This window comes from Pseudomonas californiensis, from assembly GCF_021147775.1.
GTDB lineage: Bacteria > Pseudomonadota > Gammaproteobacteria > Pseudomonadales > Pseudomonadaceae > Aquipseudomonas > Aquipseudomonas californiensis.
Genome location: NZ_JAGTPK010000033.1, coordinates 24,237 through 40,947 on the forward strand (window position 1 = coordinate 24,237; position 16,711 = coordinate 40,947).

The 16,711-nt window shown below is 57.9% G+C and carries 18 protein-coding genes; all 18 read left to right on the forward strand.

Annotated features, from left to right (window positions below; genetic code table 11):
* The first annotated feature begins 7 nt into the window (after positions 1–7).
* Positions 8–1,201 carry a phage major capsid protein gene (locus KDX37_RS23310; RefSeq protein WP_231655377.1) on the forward strand — a complete coding sequence of 398 codons (1,194 nt, stop codon included), beginning with the start codon at positions 8–10 and terminating at the stop codon, positions 1,199–1,201.
* A 41-nt stretch (positions 1,202–1,242) separates the two neighbouring features.
* Positions 1,243–1,431 (forward strand): hypothetical protein, encoded by a 189-nt coding sequence (locus tag KDX37_RS23315; protein ID WP_231655378.1) that lies wholly within the window; start codon positions 1,243–1,245, stop codon positions 1,429–1,431.
* Complete coding sequence (locus tag KDX37_RS23320) at positions 1,431–1,772, forward strand: head-tail connector protein (protein WP_231655379.1); 342 nt, start codon at positions 1,431–1,433, stop codon at positions 1,770–1,772. The genes KDX37_RS23315 and KDX37_RS23320 overlap by 1 nt, the downstream gene beginning before the upstream one ends.
* A 1-nt stretch (position 1,773) precedes the next feature.
* The gene (locus KDX37_RS23325) at positions 1,774–2,094 is read left to right on the forward strand and encodes a phage head closure protein (RefSeq protein ID WP_231655380.1); all 321 of its coding nucleotides are present in this window, start codon (positions 1,774–1,776) and stop codon (positions 2,092–2,094) included.
* Between the two features lie 10 nt (positions 2,095–2,104).
* A complete protein-coding gene (locus tag KDX37_RS23330; protein WP_231655381.1) occupies positions 2,105–2,278 on the forward strand; it encodes a hypothetical protein in 174 nt (57 codons plus the stop codon).
* Positions 2,279–2,280: 2 nt separating this feature from the next.
* Positions 2,281–2,706 carry an HK97-gp10 family putative phage morphogenesis protein gene (locus KDX37_RS23335; protein WP_231655382.1) on the forward strand — a complete coding sequence of 142 codons (426 nt, stop codon included), beginning with the start codon at positions 2,281–2,283 and terminating at the stop codon, positions 2,704–2,706.
* Positions 2,703–3,089, forward strand: coding sequence for a DUF3168 domain-containing protein (locus KDX37_RS23340; RefSeq protein WP_231655383.1), 387 nt, complete (start codon positions 2,703–2,705; stop codon positions 3,087–3,089). The genes KDX37_RS23335 and KDX37_RS23340 overlap by 4 nt, the downstream gene beginning before the upstream one ends.
* A 59-nt stretch (positions 3,090–3,148) precedes the next feature.
* Positions 3,149–3,625 carry a phage tail tube protein gene (locus KDX37_RS23345; RefSeq protein ID WP_231655384.1) on the forward strand — a complete coding sequence of 159 codons (477 nt, stop codon included), beginning with the start codon at positions 3,149–3,151 and terminating at the stop codon, positions 3,623–3,625.
* A 72-nt stretch (positions 3,626–3,697) separates the two neighbouring features.
* Positions 3,698–4,066 carry a hypothetical protein gene (locus KDX37_RS23350; RefSeq protein ID WP_231655385.1) on the forward strand — a complete coding sequence of 123 codons (369 nt, stop codon included), beginning with the start codon at positions 3,698–3,700 and terminating at the stop codon, positions 4,064–4,066.
* Positions 4,067–4,107: 41 nt separating this feature from the next.
* Complete coding sequence (locus tag KDX37_RS23355) at positions 4,108–4,320, forward strand: hypothetical protein (RefSeq protein WP_231655386.1); 213 nt, start codon at positions 4,108–4,110, stop codon at positions 4,318–4,320.
* Positions 4,321–4,425: 105 nt separating this feature from the next.
* Positions 4,426–4,860, forward strand: a complete 435-nt coding sequence (locus tag KDX37_RS23360; protein ID WP_231655387.1) for a hypothetical protein — start codon at positions 4,426–4,428, stop codon at positions 4,858–4,860.
* Between the two features lie 84 nt (positions 4,861–4,944).
* Positions 4,945–11,568 (forward strand): tape measure protein, encoded by a 6,624-nt coding sequence (locus KDX37_RS23365; protein WP_231655388.1) that lies wholly within the window; start codon positions 4,945–4,947, stop codon positions 11,566–11,568.
* 2 nt (positions 11,569–11,570) lie between these two features.
* On the forward strand, positions 11,571–12,512 hold the full coding sequence (locus KDX37_RS23370; RefSeq protein WP_231655389.1) for a hypothetical protein: 942 nt from the start codon (positions 11,571–11,573) through the stop codon (positions 12,510–12,512).
* Positions 12,512–14,131, forward strand: a complete 1,620-nt coding sequence (locus KDX37_RS23375) for a WD40/YVTN/BNR-like repeat-containing protein (RefSeq protein WP_231655390.1) — start codon at positions 12,512–12,514, stop codon at positions 14,129–14,131. Before KDX37_RS23370 ends, KDX37_RS23375 begins: the two co-directional genes overlap by 1 nt.
* Complete coding sequence (locus tag KDX37_RS23380; RefSeq protein WP_231655391.1) at positions 14,128–14,667, forward strand: DUF4376 domain-containing protein; 540 nt, start codon at positions 14,128–14,130, stop codon at positions 14,665–14,667. The genes KDX37_RS23375 and KDX37_RS23380 overlap by 4 nt, the downstream gene beginning before the upstream one ends.
* Positions 14,668–14,712: 45 nt before the next feature.
* Positions 14,713–15,525, forward strand: a complete 813-nt coding sequence (locus tag KDX37_RS23385) for an Abi-alpha family protein (protein WP_231655392.1) — start codon at positions 14,713–14,715, stop codon at positions 15,523–15,525.
* A 105-nt stretch (positions 15,526–15,630) separates the two neighbouring features.
* The gene (locus KDX37_RS23390) at positions 15,631–16,092 is read left to right on the forward strand and encodes a DUF1353 domain-containing protein (protein ID WP_231655393.1); all 462 of its coding nucleotides are present in this window, start codon (positions 15,631–15,633) and stop codon (positions 16,090–16,092) included.
* Complete coding sequence (locus tag KDX37_RS23395; RefSeq protein WP_231655394.1) at positions 16,037–16,573, forward strand: glycoside hydrolase family 24 protein; 537 nt, start codon at positions 16,037–16,039, stop codon at positions 16,571–16,573. The genes KDX37_RS23390 and KDX37_RS23395 overlap by 56 nt, the downstream gene beginning before the upstream one ends.
* The last annotated feature ends 138 nt before the right edge of the window (positions 16,574–16,711 follow it).

Genomic DNA, 16,711 nt, shown 5'->3' on the forward strand with positions numbered 1-16,711 from the left:
CACTCCCATGGCTGACGAAAATCAACTCGTTGAACTGACCAACGAATTCAAAAAAGCGACCGATGAGGTCAAGAAGCTCGGTGAAGACATCACCGGCAAGATGGCGGCAGGCGAGAAGATCACCGGCGACCTGAAAGAGCAGGCCGACCACGCGCTGACCACCATGAACGGCTTCAAGGCCCGCGTTGATGAGCTTGAGCAGAAGCTGGCGCGACACGGCGAAGATGACGAAGGCCAGGAACAGAAAAGCTTCGGCGAGCAGTTCGTGGAGTCGCAAAACTTCAAGGGCCTGGCTGAATCGGGCTCCCAGCGCGGCCGAGCTGACATGCAATTCAAGGCCACCATCACCCTGGCAACCGCGAACGCTGCTGGCTCTGCAGGCGCTACGGTGCAGAACAGTCGTCTGCCTGGCATTGTTGCTCAGCCGGACCGACGCCTCACCGTTCGCGACCTGATCACTCCCGGCCGCATGGATGGCAATGCGCTGGAATACGCGCGCGAGACCGGCTTCACCAACGCTGCCGCCGCTGTTGCTGAAACGGCGAAAAAGCCGCAGTCGGACATTCAGTTCGACTTGGTCAGCACTACCGCGAAGGTGATCGCGCACTACGTTAAAGCCTCCCGCCAGATCCTGTCGGATGCGCCGATGCTGGCCAGCTACATTGACGGCCGTCTGCGCTATGGCCTGGCCTACAAGGAAGAGCAGCAGTTGCTGAACGGCGACGGTACGGGCCAGAACCTGCTGGGCATCGTGCCTCAGGCAACGGCGTTCGCGGCACCGTTCGCGCTGACTGGTGCGACCACCATGGACACGCTGCGTCTGGCGATGCTTCAGGCGGTGCTCGCGGAATTCCCGGCGACTGGCCACGTACTGAACCCCATCGACTGGGCGCGCATTGAGCTGACCAAGGATAGCGAGGGTCGCTACATCATCGGCCAGCCACAAGGCGTTGCGTCTCCGACCATGTGGGGCCTGCCGGTTGTGTCCACCCAGGCAATGGCCTCGGGCAAGTTCCTGACCGGCGCCTTCCGCATGGGTGCCCAGCTGTTCGACCGCTGGATGGCTCGCGTTGAAGTGGCTACCGAGAACGAAGATGACTTCGTTAAAAACCTGGTAACCATCCTGGCAGAGGAGCGTCTTGCCCTGGCTGTGTATCGCCCTGAAGCCTTCATCTACGGCAACGTTGTTCCAGCCGTCTGATCAAAAGGGGCCGGGTTAATCCGGCCCCCATGAGGTGAATCATGAGTCAGAAAACCGTTTATACCGTCGACCGTCAGCATCTTGGCGACCGTATGTACATGCCTGGCGAAGACCGTGAGCTGGATCCGAATGAAGCCAAACGCCTGGTGGAATTGGGCGTCTTGGTCGAGAAGAAGGCCGAGCCCAAAGCCTCGAACAAATCCCTGAAGGGCGCACCCGAGAACAAATAATGAGCCTGATCGATATCGAAGACGCAATGCTGCATGTCCGGGCGGAGGAGGCCGACAGACGCCTGGTCCAGCTTTACCTGGATGCGGCCGAAGACAGTGCTGTGCGCTTCATGGGTCGCAGCGTCTATCCCGATCAGGCAGCACTGGATGCGGCAGTGGAGGCGGAAACGGTCGGCGATTATCCAATGGTGGTAAACCCGTCGATTACTGCCGCCTGTCTTCTGCTGGCTGGACACCTTTACGCGAACCGCGAAGACGTGGCCACCGGAGTCAGTGTCACTCAGATGCCGATGGGTTCCACCTTCTTACTCATGCCTTACCGCGCAAATATGGGGGTTTGACATGAGAGCCGGACCACTGCGCCACCGCTGCACTGTTCAGGCCTGGCGGGAGGTCGATGACGGCTATGGAGGCTATTCAGAAGCGTGGGTTGAGCTTCGCGAGGTCTGGGCTGAAATCACCACTCCCACCGGGCGCATCAAGGTCGTTGCCGACCAAGTGGTGAATTTGGTCACTGCCGAGATTCGCGTTCGTTATGCGCCTGACCTAGTGGCGCAGATGAGGGTCGTTCATTCCGGCGCCACTTACTTGATCGAGGCGGCACTTCCTGACAACGAGCGCTCCATGCTACGGCTTGTGTGCTCCAGCGTTCCATATCCCTGAGGTGTAAATCATGAAAGTACGAGCACTGTCCCGAATCTCGGGGCCGATGGGCAGCAAATTGCCCGGCGAAGAATTCATTGTCGACGCTGCAACCGGCGCCGATCTGATCGAGCGACAAGCCGTCGTCGAGGTTGTCGTCGAAGCTGGCGCTCCCAAACCGAAAGCACCCGGCAAAAAGGCCTGACGATGGCCAGGCGATCGAGCGTGCAAGGCGACTTCAAGCTGCGCGGTGTTTTGCGAAGGATCGGGAACCAGATGGAAAGCGACCTGCGCCCAGCAATGGTTCAGGCTGCGACCCTGGTGCTTGCCACGCAACAGGGTCTGATTCCTCGTGATACCGGCGATGTTGAGGGGGCACTTGAGGCGTTTGTCTCGAAAAGCGGTCTTGATGCGCAGATCGGCATCCGAGGCAAAAAGGACAACCGAACGTTCTTCTACGGCAGATTTTTGGAATACGGAACCAAGGCATATAAAAGGGGTGACGGCGTGGTCGCAGCTCGGCCTGCACACCCATGGTTGCGCCCGTCTTACGACCTGAACAGGGACCAGATCATTGACCTGATCTCCCGTGCGATCGCCTCGACGCTTCGCAAGGCTGCGGAGGCCAAATGAGCGACCCAACTTTACCGCTCCAGGCTGCGCTATTGGCGCGACTGACCGCTGAGGTTTCCTGTCCGACTTACGACGCGGTGCCGAAAGCGGCCACCAAGCCCTATGTCGTGATCGATTCAGAGTTCGTCAATAACACCACGCCTATCACCGGGCGCAAGCGGGAAGAGCGCCTTCTGTACCTGTCGGTGTGGAGCGATCACAAAGGCCAGTCCGAAGTTAAACGCATCAATAGTGAAATCGCCGCCGCGCTTGACGAGGTGCCGCTGCCTCTGAGCACAGGCACTGCCGTATCGGTGCGCGTCCTGCGCACCGACACCAGTCGTGAGCCTGACGGAGTGACCTACATGGGCGCTGTGACGCTCCGGATTATCACGCAACACTGATTTACCGCTGAACCACCGCCGCGCTGCGGCTTTATCCAATGTCCCTTGGAGGACTACTTATGTCTGTTACAACCGCCGCCGGCACACGAATCTCGATTGGCCCACGCCTGACCGCAGATTTGCCCAAAACGTCGGCCGCCGCCATCACGCTTCTTTCCGGCCTGACCTACGTCGCCGTGGGTGAGGTGGAAAACATCGGCGATTACGGTGACGAAACCGGTGATGTGACCTTCGCCGCGCTGGCCGATTCCCGCACCCGCCACTTGAAAGGTCTCGACGATGCCGGTTCCGTTGATCTGGGTATCGGCCTGGACTCCAGCGATGCAGGTCAGTTGGCTCTGGTCGCTGCGCAAAAAGACCGCAACCGTTTCGACTACCCGTTCAAGGTTGAATACCTGGATGGCGCCGTTGACTACTTCGCCGCCAAGGTCATGAGCAACAAAAAAGGCGTCGGCGGTGCCGAAGACGTGATCAAGCGCAACGTCACGATCGGCATCAACTCCGCAATCTACGACGTGCAGGCTCCAGCCGCGTAACTGCGTTTCGCAATACCAGATGCCTCGAATTCGAGGCATTTCTTCCGCCTTTTACCTAAAAGAGAATGAACCATGTCCAAGACTGACCACGGCACCGTTGACGTTCAAGTCGGCACTGAGCTGTACACCCTGGCGTTCAACCTGAAGGCAGTTAAACGCATCGAAAAAACATTCGGTGGCATCTTTCCGGCGATGCATGAAGTCCAGAAGTTCAGCCTGCATGCCGCAACTCAAGTGATCGTTGCTGGCGCTGGCCTAGCGCTGAAGCCTTCTGCCATGGAAGAGCTGGAAGAAGAGATCTACAACAGCGGCATCATCAGCGTGACCCCGCCGCTGATCGAGTACTTGAGCGCGATGCTCAATCCCGCTGCCCATGCCGCTGACCAACAGGCTGCTGCAGAAGCCGAAGCCGAAGCGGCAAAGGCTAAGCCAAAAAAGTAAAACGAGACGGCAACGGCAGCTATGTCGACGAGCTGTTCGGCATGGCCACCGGCTGGCTGGGCTGGCCACCCAGCGAGGCCTGGATAACCCCGGTGCCGGAAATCCTGATGGCGTGGGACGCAAAGATCGAATTCTTGCGCAACACCAACCCATTTGGCTCCGGTGAGAAGCCGAAGACCAAGGAGTCGGTCGGTCAGGAGGTCCGCATGGGGTTCCGGGCTGCCGCTCTCGGTCGCAAGGCAGATGCTGCGTAGCAAGAGTGGCAAGTGTTTTGCTACCCTCCCGAAAGTCCTAGAGGGTAGAGCAATGTTTTGGAATCCGATGTTCAAAGGAATGATGACTGGTTGCGGTGATCGCTCATGATAATTGTCCTACTTCTGGTGATTATCTTCATCCTGGCGCCATGGCTTATTGGGGTTGTAGCGGCACTCGCTGCGGTCTACGGGGTATTCATCGTAACTGTGGGTGTCGTGGCGTTAGCTGTTGCCATCCTGTTTGTTCCGGTTTATCACCTGCTAAATCGGCCGAAAGATTACGGCTCGGAATTGCGCAAGAAGAACATTGAGTTCAATAAGCGCTGCCTGCAAGAGGCTCAAGACGCACGGGCCGCAGAGCAGCTTAAAGCATCCCAGAAAGAACAGGCCCGCGAAGCGCTCGCGGCGGTGGAGCGGCCACAGGATCCAGATGTTCGCGCCAGTGATCCCAGCCTTTTGTTGTGTTTGAAGTGTGGCGAATATATGAAAGTTGGAAGCATAGTTTGCCCATCGTGCGGGAAAACTCCGCCGCCAATTTAAGTCTTCCTAAATAAAATCGCCCGGTTATATCGGGCAGCAGAAACCGGCCACTGAGCCGGTTTTTTTTCGCCTGGAGAAAAGTGAATGTCAGGTCAAGAAGTCCAGGGAATGCTGATACGCCTTGAGGCCACAACAGCACAGCTGCGCCAGGAGATGGCTCGCGCTGATGCGACAGTTGCACAGGTTTCTGGGCGCATAGATCGGCAGCTCATGACGGTTGACTCGGCGTTTACTCGTGCGGGGCAGTCCGCCTCTTCTGCGGGCAACATGGTCCGGAACGCGATGGCTTCGGCTCTGGGCGGGATGAGCATCAGTTCGCTGATCAGACAGGCTGATGCCTACGCGACCATTGCGAGCCGTCTGCGACTGGTCACGTCGAGCGCTGTTGAATTCAATGCTGCACAGAAAGCGGTGTTTTCCATCGCTCAGAGTTCCTACCAGCCGCTGACGGCAACAGCCGAGTTGTACCAGCGGATCGCGACGAACCAGAGAGAACTGGCTTTGACCGGTGAGGGCGTTGCGGGCATCGTTGGCACGATCAGCAAGACGATGGCGATCTCTGGCGCGTCGGCATCATCTGCCAATGCTGCCTTGATCCAGCTTGGCCAGGCATTCGCTTCCGGCGTACTGCGCGGCGAAGAGCTCAACAGTGTCATGGAACAGGCCCCAGCGCTGGCCCAGGCTATTGCTGCGGGCATGGGCAAGACGGTGGGCGAGCTGCGCACACTGGGTGCTGAAGGCAAGCTCACGGCCGATGCCGTAGTCAAAGCTCTGCAAAGCCAGCAGAAAGCCGTTGAAGATCTCTACGCGAAAACCTCCGTCACGATCGGCAACAGCATCACCGCAATGGGTAACTCCTACACCCAGCTTATTGGTCGCCTGGATCAGGCGGGCAATGCGAGCGCGCGGGTGGCGGGAGTGATTGTCGACATGTCGAAGAAGATCGACATGTTCACGAAAGACTCTGCAGCTGTGGAAGAGACGCTCACCCGGGTCACCCGAGTGGCTGAGACCTTGGCCGTGATCATCGGCGCGCGCCTGGCTGTGGCGACTGGCCAAATGATTGTTGGCTTCGCTGCCGCCACTGCTGCAGCCATCAAGCAGGCCGGCGCGACTGCCATGTCTGTGGCAGCGACCAATACCCAGTTGAAGGCGGACGCCGCAGCGGCGATCCAGGCTGTAGCTTCAGCCCAGGCCAAACAGGCTGATGCGAAGGCCGCTATGGTTCGTGCCGAAGCCGATGTGCTCGCGGCGGAACAAAAGGTGGCGTCTGACAGAATTCGTCAGCAGTCCGAAATCGGTAATTTGCGAAGCGTTCAAGCATCGCTTGTTGCCGAAAGGCAGCTCGAGGGGCAGCGCCTAAAAGCGCAAATCTCGGATATCGGACGTCAACAGTCCATTGCCCGGATGGTTGAACTGCGGCAAGCAGAAATCGCAACAGCCAACTTGGTACGTCAGTCTGAAGCGGCGCTGGCGCAGACTACTGTCGCGACATCTGCAACGGTTCAGGCTGCTTATGAAAAGCGAGCAGCGGCGGTTGCCGCTACGGGCGAAACCACCTTGGCAGTAAATGCCGCTGTCGCAGCCTCAGAGCGGGCAACGGCGGCCGCGACCACTGCGAGTCGCTCCATGGCGGCAGTATCCGCTGCTGGCGGGGCACTGCTCAGACTGATGACCGGTCCTATCGGCCTTATCGCGATGACGGGCGCTGTTGCCTATTCGTTCATGAGCTTGGGAGACAACAGCGGCGAGCTGAAAAAGCGGCTTGGTGATCTGACCGATCCCACCGAGCAACTGACGGACCGGTTCGAAAAACTGAACCGAGCTACGCAGGCAGTGACGTTGCGCGAGTTGCGCGACAGCATCGCGGAAACGCAGGCGCAGATCGCTCAAATGTCCGCAGGTATGGCGGACAAGTTTGAAAACGACATGCGCAACATGGGTGCTGCTGGCGGCGAAGGTCTGATGTCTGGGCTTGTAACGATGCCTGCGGACACCGAGGCGGCGCTCACGTTGGTACGCAAGGCGTCCAAGGATCAGGCGGCGGGAATTGTCGTTGACTGGAAGGCGGTGGCTGACCAGCTGCGCACAATGCCTGGCGTTACCGAACAGATGGCCAGGGCGCTCGAAGAGAGCCAAGGCGCTGTCACCGACCTGGGTGCCGAGCTTCAGAAGCAGCAGAAGACTCTGTCCCTGCTGACTGGAGAAACGGACAAAAACACCGCAGCCCAGGCCAACAACAATGCGGCGCAGGCGTTGGGCGGGCAAACCAAGGCTCAGTTGGCAGAGTGGGACAAGTACGTCACAAAGCTGACCGAGACCCGCGATCTTATTGGCGCGAATGCGGAAGCAGAGACGGCGCTCGCGTTGGCGAAAATGGGCGCGACTGATCTACAGAAGGCCCAAGGCAAGGTCATTGCTCAGCAGACTGACGTCCTCAAAAAGTACGAGACGGCGGTAAAAGAAAACAACAAGGTTGAACAGGCTGTTCTGAAAACTCAGCTGGTCGCGCTCTATACCAAGCAGCAGGCCGCCGAAGACGCTGCTGTTGCTGAAGCCAAAGCCCATGACGACGCTGCCAAGGCTGCGAAAGAAAGCGCAGACAAACAGATCAACGAGTTGCGCCGGGTTATCGCTGCTGCCAACCAAACCTGGAACGATGCGGCGAACATCTCTGCCAACTCGAGCTTCCTGACTGGCAAGAACATGCTGCTGGCCAGCCAGCCGAAACAGGACATCACCGGACGGGGCATGGTCCTGCCTGGCGTCGAGACGCCGAAGGCTGGAGTTGTGCCGAGGAAGACCGCGCTGCAGCTGGCGGAAGAGCGGATGCAGCAAGTTGTAGATGGCACCACACCCAACAAGGAGAAAAAGAGCGACGGCGAAAAGCTGATCGAGAAACAGGCCAAGGCTCTCGAGGAGTTTACAAAAAAGGCCGATATCGCCGTCAAATCTTCGAGCGCGATGGCCGATGCGTACCTCAAAGGTGCCGACAACGTCCGTGCGCTGACTATCCAGCAGGAAATCGAAGAGGAATTGCTCAAGGCTGGCGCAGGCGCTCGGGATAAGGTCACGGCGGCAATCAACGCCCAGCACGACGCGCAGGATCGGCTCGACGTCGCCAAAACAATCGCAGACATGAAAGTCGAGGTTCAGAACCTTGAAAAAGAGGCCAAGGCCACCCTGCAGGGTACTGCCGCGCTCGAGGCGTTCAACGTCGAGAAGGCCATAAAGGCAGAACTGGCCGGAAAGAACATCGCTGTGGGCAGCGAGGAATACAAGCAGCTGCTCGCGATGACCAAGGCGCAGCTGGAGGCCAACAAGGCGCTGGAGGCCGCGAACAAAGCCAACGACATCGTCGACCGCCTGAACCCTCAGATCAAGCTGCTCAAGGATTACACCGAAGAGCAGAAGGCGCTCAACTCTGCGATGGCGCTTTACCCGGAAAACGCAGCGTTGTACCGCGATGCACTGGTGAAGCTGGGCAATGAATACGAGGTGAACCGCTCCAAGGCCACGCTGTGGGGCCAGATGACCGAAGCCGCCATCGATCGTATCGACAGCGTCTTTGCAAACGCCTGGGCCAACATCGGCGACGGCGCCGAATCGTTGTGGGACAACCTCAAGAAGGGTTTCAAACAAACCCTGGGCGAGATTGCCCACATGTTGACCACCAAGCCGTTGCTGGCGTCGTTCAGCAACTGGCTGACCGGTACCGACAACGGGCAGGGCTTTGGCGCTGTCTGGAGCAAGCTGATTGGCAGCGCGGGCGGATCCTCGTCCGGAAATTCGGGTGGCGGGTTATTCAGCGGCCTGTCTGGCGTCGGACAAAATCTGCTTTCGGCCTGGAACGCAATCACCGGTGTCGGTGCCTCTGTCACATCAGGGTTTGCCTCGGGCGGGATTACCGGTGCAGTTCAAGGAGGCGTCGGTTACTACAGCAACATGCTCAGCGGCATCACCAGCACTCTTTCCAACGGCTTCAGCAGCCTGGTCGGTACCTTTACCGGTGCTACTGCAGCCAATGCTGCTGCCATCGTCGGGGCCGAAGGCATCACCGCCGGCGTGCTGTCCGGGGCCATCACTCAAGGAGCCGCATCGGTTGGTGCGCAGTTCGGTACCGGCGTAACCACCATGACCGCTGCGTCCTATGCGGCCGCCGAGGCTGGCGCCGCCGCCACTGCAGCAAGCCTGGGCGGACAGATCAGTGCAGCGCTCAGCAGTGCTGCGGCCATGTGGCCGCTGGCAATCATCATGGGCATGTACCAGTCCGGCAAGCTTTACAGCGCTGGCGTTCGGCCTGATGCCGATGCCATGTGGGACAGCGGCGGCGGTACGGCATTTGGCAAGGGCGCGATGCTCCCTGCAACACTGACGGCCAAGTACTTCGAAAAAATGGACGGCATGCTCGGCAAGGTAGTGGGCGGCAAGATGGCAGCCATCCTGACCGGCTCCACCTTGTTCCAGGCGGTATGGGGCAAGGTCGGCAGTAAGCTGTTCGGTTCTGGTTACGAGACCAAGGATTCAGGTATTGCGCTGGGTGTCGATGCAGGTGTTTTCGATGCGCAGAGCTTTATCAAACAAAAGAAAAAAGGCGGTTTGATCTCGGGTTCCAGCAAAACCCGGTTCATCAACGGAGAGCTGGCGCCCGAAATCAAAGATCCACTCGGCGCGCAATTCAATGACGTCGTACTTAACGCGGGCGCGCTTTTCAGTGCACTTGGTGTCGAGCTCGGAGAAAACGTGCTGGACGGCATGAACGTCGCCTGGAGAAACATCAGCACCACGGACGGATCAACCCCTGAATGGATTCAGGAACAGCTGGATTTCTTCTTCGCCCAGGTAGGTGACTCGGCGGTTCAGTCGATCTCGGCCGCAACGGATGCGGGCCTGAGCGGGTTCAGTTATGCCGGACTGCAGACGTTCGTCAAAAACCTTCAGGACGTGAATGGCGTACTCACTCACCTGAACGTCGGTCTGTTCGAAAGCAGTGTGCAGGGCGGCTACATGGCCGAGCAGCTCGCCTTGTGGGCGGGCGGCATTGAGGCTCTGAACACTGCCGGTACCGCTTATTACAGTGCGTTTTTCACCGATACCGAGCAGGCCAACGACGCTCTCTCGGATGTGCGAAAGGCATTCGGGGCGCTGAATATTGCCCTGCCTGACAGCCGCGATGGCTTCCGGGACATGGTATCCGGCATCGATAAAACCACGGAGTCCGGTCGGCAGATGTTGCTGACTGTGCTCAACATGTCGACCGCGGCTGACGCGGCTTACAAGATTATCGAAGCGCGCCAGGCCACCTATTACAGCGGGTTTTACAGCGAGGCGGAAAACGCTGCGCGCTCGCTGGCCGCTGTAACTCAGGAATTCAAGGACGTCAGCGTCACCCTTCCTGAAACTCGGGCGGGCTATCGTGAATTGGTCGAAGCGGCCAGCAAGGATTCATCAGCAGCCGGCAAAGCGATGTACGACACGCTGATGAGCCTCAATGCTGATGCGGCCAGCGCCTACGACATTCTGGAGAGCAGAGCGAATAGCGCTGCCGAAGCCACAAGAGCACTTGCCGACACGCTAACAGCAAAGCTCGAAAGCAACGTGACCGCCGCAATGAGCGCCGTTGAGCGAGCGATATCCGCCGAGCAGAAAACGCTGACTGCGGCGTACAACGCCCAGGTGGCTTCGTTTAACGACATGGTCCAGACCTCGCAGCAATCGGTCTCGGATCTGACGAGCATCAGCAATTCACTCGCATCCGCGATGAAGTCCTTGAATGGCTCTTCTGCTGACGCGGCGAAGATGCTGCGCAGTCAGGCTCAGGCCACTTTGCAATCGGCGTTGGCCACCGCGAGGGCAGGTGGTTCGCTGGCCTCGATCAGCGGCCTCGACGAAGCACTGGCCGTTGTCAGCGGTAACACTACGGACCTGTATGCATCCATGGATGACTTCAACCGCGAACAGGGCCGTACCGCGAACATAGTGGCCGAGCTGAATGTCGTGAACGGCAAGCAGCTCACCAGTGCCGAGCAGACCGTGAAGGCGCTTCAGGCGCAGATCGAGCAGGCAAAGGTGGCGTTCGATACGCAGATGTCCCAGTTCGAGCAACAACTGGAGCTCGCTCAGACGCAGATCGATGCGCTCAATGGTGTTGATAACTCGGTTCTGAGTGTCGCTCAGGCCATCAACGCCATGAACGCGGCTGTTGTCGCCGCTCTCGGCGCGCGCCCGTCGGGTGCCGCTGCTGCAAACACCGTGGGCAATAATTCGACCCTCCTGGAATCGGTGTATCAGTCGGTGCTTGGCCGTGATGTGGACGCGGCGGGCGCATCGTACTGGGGCGGTTTACTGCAGGGCGGCTCGCTGGACTATGCCGATCTGGTCGCAGCCATCACCAAGGATGCGAAGGCAAACGGAGAGATTCCGGCATTTGCGCGTGGCGGTTTGCACGCGGGCGGCATGCGCCTCGTTGGCGAGAACGGGCCGGAGCTTGAGGTAACCGGCCCTTCGCGGATCTACAGCGCCGGTCAGACCGCCGCCATGATCAATGGCGGCAGCGGTGATAACGCAGAAATTGTCGCTGAGCTTCGCGAGCTCCGCCGAGAGGTCTCCGAGCAGCGTCAGTACTTGTACCAAACCACCGTCAACACCGGCCGTACCGACGCGCATCTTGATGTGGTTCGAACGAACGGTGTGAAGATCATGGAGTAGACATGAACGTTATTGATCCGGTGGAAGTAACCCCGGCGATGCTGGTGACCAATGTTCCGCTTACGGAACCTGGTGCGACGAACTGGGTGGTGGGTAGCTACGGCTTGGGTGCCAAGGTGATAAAGGCTCGCCACGTCTGGGAGTCACTTGCTGCGGCGAACACTGCTGAGCCTGGCGCCGAGACCACCACGCCGCTGAAGTGGCTGGACCTGGGCGCCATCAACGCCTGGCGCATGTTCGACAAAGGTGCTGCTGTGCTCAAGGGTGATTCAGGCGCTCAGGTTCGGGTCTACAAGATCGGTACCACGACAACCAATCCGGGGACGATTGATTTCACGATCACGCCCGGCCGGGTGATCAGTGGTGTCGCGCTGTTCGGGCTGTCCGGTTACAGGGCGACGGTCACCATGACCGACCCCTACGACGGTGTGGTCCGCAGCACGACGATCAGCTTGGTGGACGCCTCTTCCAAAGGTATGTGGGAGTGGTTGTTCAAGCCCACACGCCGTAAGACCACCTTCGCGCTGCTCGACCTTCCGGCATATGGCACCGCGAGTATCCGTGTGGTCATCGAGGCTGATGTCGGCGGTACCGCAACCTGCTCTATGGCTTCGCTCGGGCAGCTGGTCGAGGTGGGAACCAGCGTGTTCGGTACCGCGCCGGGCATCACTGACTTTTCTACCCGAGAGGTCGACCCGTTCGGTAACGAAAACATGATCGAGCGAGGCTATCGCGACCGCGTTCAGTTTGACGTGCGGATCATCAGCGACGACGTCTCGTATCACCTGGAGTTTCTGAAGCGTCTGCGCGCACGCGGCGCGGTTTACATCGGTGACCCTGCGCGGCAGGAAACCATCATCTTCGGTCGTTACCGCGACCTTCAAATCGTTATCAGCAATCCGGCCATTTCGGAATGCGCACTTGATGTCGGGAGTCTTGTTTGATGGCAACTACTGTGCCTGTTATTGACCAATTGCCCACCGCACCAAACCGAGGCATGTCCTCAAATGAATACCCAGTGGTGGCGGATGCCTGGGCTGCCAAGATCGGGCCGTGGACCGCTCAGGTAAACGTCGCCACGGCCTGGGTAGGCCAACAGTTGGCGGCTTCGCTCGACTACAAGAACGCTGCGGCACTCAGCGCCACTGCTGCCTCTGATTCGGCAGTACTGGCCGGGAAAAAGGTCGGACTCGCCGCTGATCAGGTGGAACTGGCTGTGAGTGCCAAGAATGCGGCCGCTGGCTTTGCTGAGTCCGCAGCAGCATCAGCCCAGGCAGCCGGCGGTGCGGTTGGGTTCCCGGCCTTTGCCGAAGGGCTTGATGTACTACAGATCAGGCCCGACAAAACCGGGGTTCAGTGGGGTAAGGTCGGCCAGTCGGTTGGGGACATTCTCGAAACCGCGCGCGTGCCCGATGCAACATACCTGCCTACCGATGCGGTTTACAGCAGGGCAACGTACCCGGATCTTTTCGCTGTGGTTGGAACACAGGAAGAGAAAAAAGACGGCAACAACTTCGCAGTTCGACCGCATGGCGTCGCAGGCTTTTTGATACAGGCATATGCTCAGGGTAACGGGGTTATTATCGGTGTGGGTTACAACGGCACCGAGGGGCCGGGCTCGTATAGTAATTCCGTTGCGATTAGAAGCACTGACTTAGGTCTGACATGGAGCGCTATACCTTCGCTTGGTGGTGGCGCTGCATTGGCTGCTATTGACTCGGACAACGCGGGGGTCTGGTGTGCAATAGATCGTCAGGGGTTTATATGCAGAAGCACGGATAACGGCCTTACATGGACCGGCCGTAACAATTACGGTCTTCCTATATCCGTCAGTACTATGAGCATGGTATGCAATAGAAAAGGGGTATGGCTGGCAGCCGGGTTTGGAGACTCTGACAGGAATATCACCCTCCGCTCTGTGAATAATGGCGTAAACTGGACTCTAATCAATCCCCAAAATAGCGGGATTGGAATACCTATGTACGACATAGTGCCCGACTATATCACCGGTAGTTTTTGGATTAGGTATAGCCAATACTATCTTATGAAATCTTTGAGTGCTGGAGATCCAACAGTACCTAGCACCGATGCCGCTATAAGATGGACCACGGGTTTTTCAGCGCCAACTACATCTAGCGTAAGTGTTCCCGCTATTAATGCTGGGATTATTGGATTTACTTCAGGGGGTTCATTGTATTTGAGCTTCGATGCGGGGCTCACCTACAAGGTGATAGCCGGCGTATTTGGCGGTAAGGTAATGATAGATCCTTTTGGAGTGATCATAGTGTCTACTAGCGTAGGTTATTATCGATCTCAAGACTTCGGTGAAACATTCACTTTTGGGAGTCAGGCGCTCGCGTCGGTTAATGGTACTGACGCTATGGGTAAAACTCTGGTTATGTATGATGCTGTGTCGGGTGTGTGGAATGTTGGTAACGCAAGTCTGACCGGCTTGGTCCGATCCACCCGTCAGTACAACTATGACGTCGCAACTCAGTTCAAAGTTTCGGCCCGTAAAAGCGCCAAGGGCTACAAGACTTACATAAAAGGTAAACTCCTATGATTCTGTATAGATGGGATGAGCAGGGTTATTACATCAGCAATCCACCCAGCGTGGAAGTCGATGATGCAGGCGCGCTGCCTGAGCGCAGTACTCCTACCAAACCGCCAAAGCTGACCGGGACTCAGGTAGCCCAGTGGCAGGGGCAGTGGGTAAAGATGGCATCACGCCCATCAGCCCCCGATCCTGTACCGCTGCCATCACCAGTACCCGATTGGATGGCTCTTATTGCCGCCAGGCGCTGGATAGCAGAAACCGGTGGCATTGTTCTTGGCGGCATGCCAGTCGACACTGACGACCGAAGCAAGCTGTTGATCAATGGTGCAGCGTTGCGGGCTAGCCGGGATGGCAGCTACGTGTTGAAGTGGAAGACCCTCGAGGGGTTCGTCGACCTTCCGGCCGATCAGGTTCTGATCATGGCAGACGCAGTGAGCGATCACGTTCAGGACTGCTTCAACCGTGAGGCCGAGCTTCAGGCTGCGGTCGTCGAGGGAACCATTGCCGCCGAAATGCTCGAGCAGGGCTGGCCAACGATTTGACTTGGGCCAATACTGGGCACCTCATAAGGGACGTAGGTGAGTCAAATGGTTATCCCAGAAATAAGCGCTGAATTAACCTTGGATGCAACTGAGTTGGCTGGCGAGATATACACGGACGCAGCCAAATCTACCGTAATAGAGCTTTCGAAAATTGGGGTAGATGCTGCAAAAACGTTTCGTCTTGCCCTATTACCCTTGCAATTATTGGCCGCTGTTCAAGATAAGCTATCCGGGCATATCAAAAACGCTATAGAAAAGGTCCCGCAAGAGCGAAGGGTGTCTCCAAGGCCTTCTGTAGTGCTACCAATCCTAGAGAAATTGAGATATCAGGATGAGGGAGACCTGCTGACCGATATGTATTTGGAGCTTCTCTCAAGATCGTTCGATAGTGATCGTTGCGGTGAGGCTCATCCGGCTTTCCTGAACCTGATTTCGCAGCTTTCAGCTGATGAGGTAGTCCTGCTGAACATGTTTGCCACCTCGGAGTTTAGAATCCTCTTCAAAGGCGCGCCCATCGGCTGGGCAATAACCACTACAAATCTGGAAGAGGAAGCAGGGAAAGGTCGGATCAATCCTGAATTTGAGAGCTGGATAAGGGAGCGACTTTTGCAGACAGATTTACTCGGCTTGCCGGAGTATCTACATATATATGTGGAACACATGGTTTCGCTGGGCCTACTGGCTTATACCTCCGATGCATATGAGGACCTGAACTTCCATTTGAGACGGACGGGGATGACTGCAGGCTCGGACTGCTGGCCGATGGTGGTCTCGAAGTTTGGCGCTTTATTTCACTCGGCTTGCGTTCGCGATGCTTTGGCCCCTGAAATTAAGCTAGACGACTCGGATCGCATATAAACTCGAGGAGGAGCGCCGGCATGGGATGCTCCTCAGCTAGATCCTCGCAAGCAGATACTTGACAGTCCAGCCGCCTTGAGCGGCTTTTTTGTGCCCGGAGAAATCATGTCCTACTTCATCGCGCCGCTGGCAGCCGAGCAACTGGGCCGCTGGCAGTGGCGGATCATCCGCGAGCTGCAGCTGGCCGACCCTGAACACGGCCTGATCGTCGTCGAGGTCGGTTACCTAACCAACTTCGCATCCATTCGGACGCTGCGGCTCTGGCTGTTGCTGATCTATGCGCTGCTCGTTGGCTATGGCAACGCCTCCTGTGCCGTGCACGACCGACTCTACGACGAGGGCAAGCTGACTCGCCGCCAGTGCGATGACGTTCTGTACCGGGCGCTTCGGGCAGAGGGTGTCGCCCGGTGGCGTGCTTGGCTGTTCTGGGCCGGGGTAAGGATCGGTGGCAAACCACACTACAAAAGCGCCCCGGCAGGTCCGGGTTTTTTTCGTCTGAAGGAAAATGAATATGGCAACGATCAGCGAACAAGCGGCAGGGGGCAAGAATGTAATCGCTTTCCTTGACATGATTGCATGGTCAGAAGGCACGTCGACTGTAAAAGGAAGCGATGACGGGTATAACGTGCTGGTAGGGGGCAAATTGTTCAGCGATTACAGTAAACATCCTGGCCAGATGGTGTGGCTGCCTCGCTACGGGATCAACTCCTCAGCAGCCGGCCGGTACCAGTTTTTGAAAGGCACCTGGGCGTCAATCGTGAAGAATTATGGCTTCATCGGCCGGTTCATCCCTGAGGCTCAAGACCTGGCTGCCATAAAACTGCTGATCGAATGCGGTGCCATGCCATTCATCGAGTCTGGGAAAATCCAGCGGGCCATCGCTAAAGCATCTCCAATTTGGGCCAGCCTCCCCGGAGCGGGGTACGGTCAGCGTGAGCACAAGCTGGCTCAGCTGCTGAAGATATACGCCAGCGAGCGCGCTCAGGAAGAGAAACCGGAGTCCGATTTAATGGCCATGTACTCGGCAGCAGGCGGGGGGCTGGCGTGACCAGCATTTGCCCCCGAGCATGTGGCAAGATCCTGATGTCGTCTGGCCGGTTTTCCCGGTGAGCGTAGCTATGCTGCGCTGATGAGGCCGCCGCGAGTAGCGCGCTCACGCAGAAGAGCCCTGGCCATTGCTGACTAG

Coding starts and splice junctions, on each gene's coding strand:
- KDX37_RS23310 (WP_231655377.1), top strand. CDS start 8: ATGGCTGACGAAAATCAACTCGTTGAACTGACCAACGAATTCAAAAAA.
- KDX37_RS23315 (WP_231655378.1), top strand. CDS start 1,243: ATGAGTCAGAAAACCGTTTATACCGTCGACCGTCAGCATCTTGGCGAC.
- KDX37_RS23320 (WP_231655379.1), top strand. CDS start 1,431: ATGAGCCTGATCGATATCGAAGACGCAATGCTGCATGTCCGGGCGGAG.
- KDX37_RS23325 (WP_231655380.1), top strand. CDS start 1,774: ATGAGAGCCGGACCACTGCGCCACCGCTGCACTGTTCAGGCCTGGCGG.
- KDX37_RS23330 (WP_231655381.1), top strand. CDS start 2,105: ATGAAAGTACGAGCACTGTCCCGAATCTCGGGGCCGATGGGCAGCAAA.
- KDX37_RS23335 (WP_231655382.1), top strand. CDS start 2,281: ATGGCCAGGCGATCGAGCGTGCAAGGCGACTTCAAGCTGCGCGGTGTT.
- KDX37_RS23340 (WP_231655383.1), top strand. CDS start 2,703: ATGAGCGACCCAACTTTACCGCTCCAGGCTGCGCTATTGGCGCGACTG.
- KDX37_RS23345 (WP_231655384.1), top strand. CDS start 3,149: ATGTCTGTTACAACCGCCGCCGGCACACGAATCTCGATTGGCCCACGC.
- KDX37_RS23350 (WP_231655385.1), top strand. CDS start 3,698: ATGTCCAAGACTGACCACGGCACCGTTGACGTTCAAGTCGGCACTGAG.
- KDX37_RS23355 (WP_231655386.1), top strand. CDS start 4,108: ATGGCCACCGGCTGGCTGGGCTGGCCACCCAGCGAGGCCTGGATAACC.
- KDX37_RS23360 (WP_231655387.1), top strand. CDS start 4,426: ATGATAATTGTCCTACTTCTGGTGATTATCTTCATCCTGGCGCCATGG.
- KDX37_RS23365 (WP_231655388.1), top strand. CDS start 4,945: ATGTCAGGTCAAGAAGTCCAGGGAATGCTGATACGCCTTGAGGCCACA.
- KDX37_RS23370 (WP_231655389.1), top strand. CDS start 11,571: ATGAACGTTATTGATCCGGTGGAAGTAACCCCGGCGATGCTGGTGACC.
- KDX37_RS23375 (WP_231655390.1), top strand. CDS start 12,512: ATGGCAACTACTGTGCCTGTTATTGACCAATTGCCCACCGCACCAAAC.
- KDX37_RS23380 (WP_231655391.1), top strand. CDS start 14,128: ATGATTCTGTATAGATGGGATGAGCAGGGTTATTACATCAGCAATCCA.
- KDX37_RS23385 (WP_231655392.1), top strand. CDS start 14,713: ATGGTTATCCCAGAAATAAGCGCTGAATTAACCTTGGATGCAACTGAG.
- KDX37_RS23390 (WP_231655393.1), top strand. CDS start 15,631: ATGTCCTACTTCATCGCGCCGCTGGCAGCCGAGCAACTGGGCCGCTGG.
- KDX37_RS23395 (WP_231655394.1), top strand. CDS start 16,037: ATGGCAACGATCAGCGAACAAGCGGCAGGGGGCAAGAATGTAATCGCT.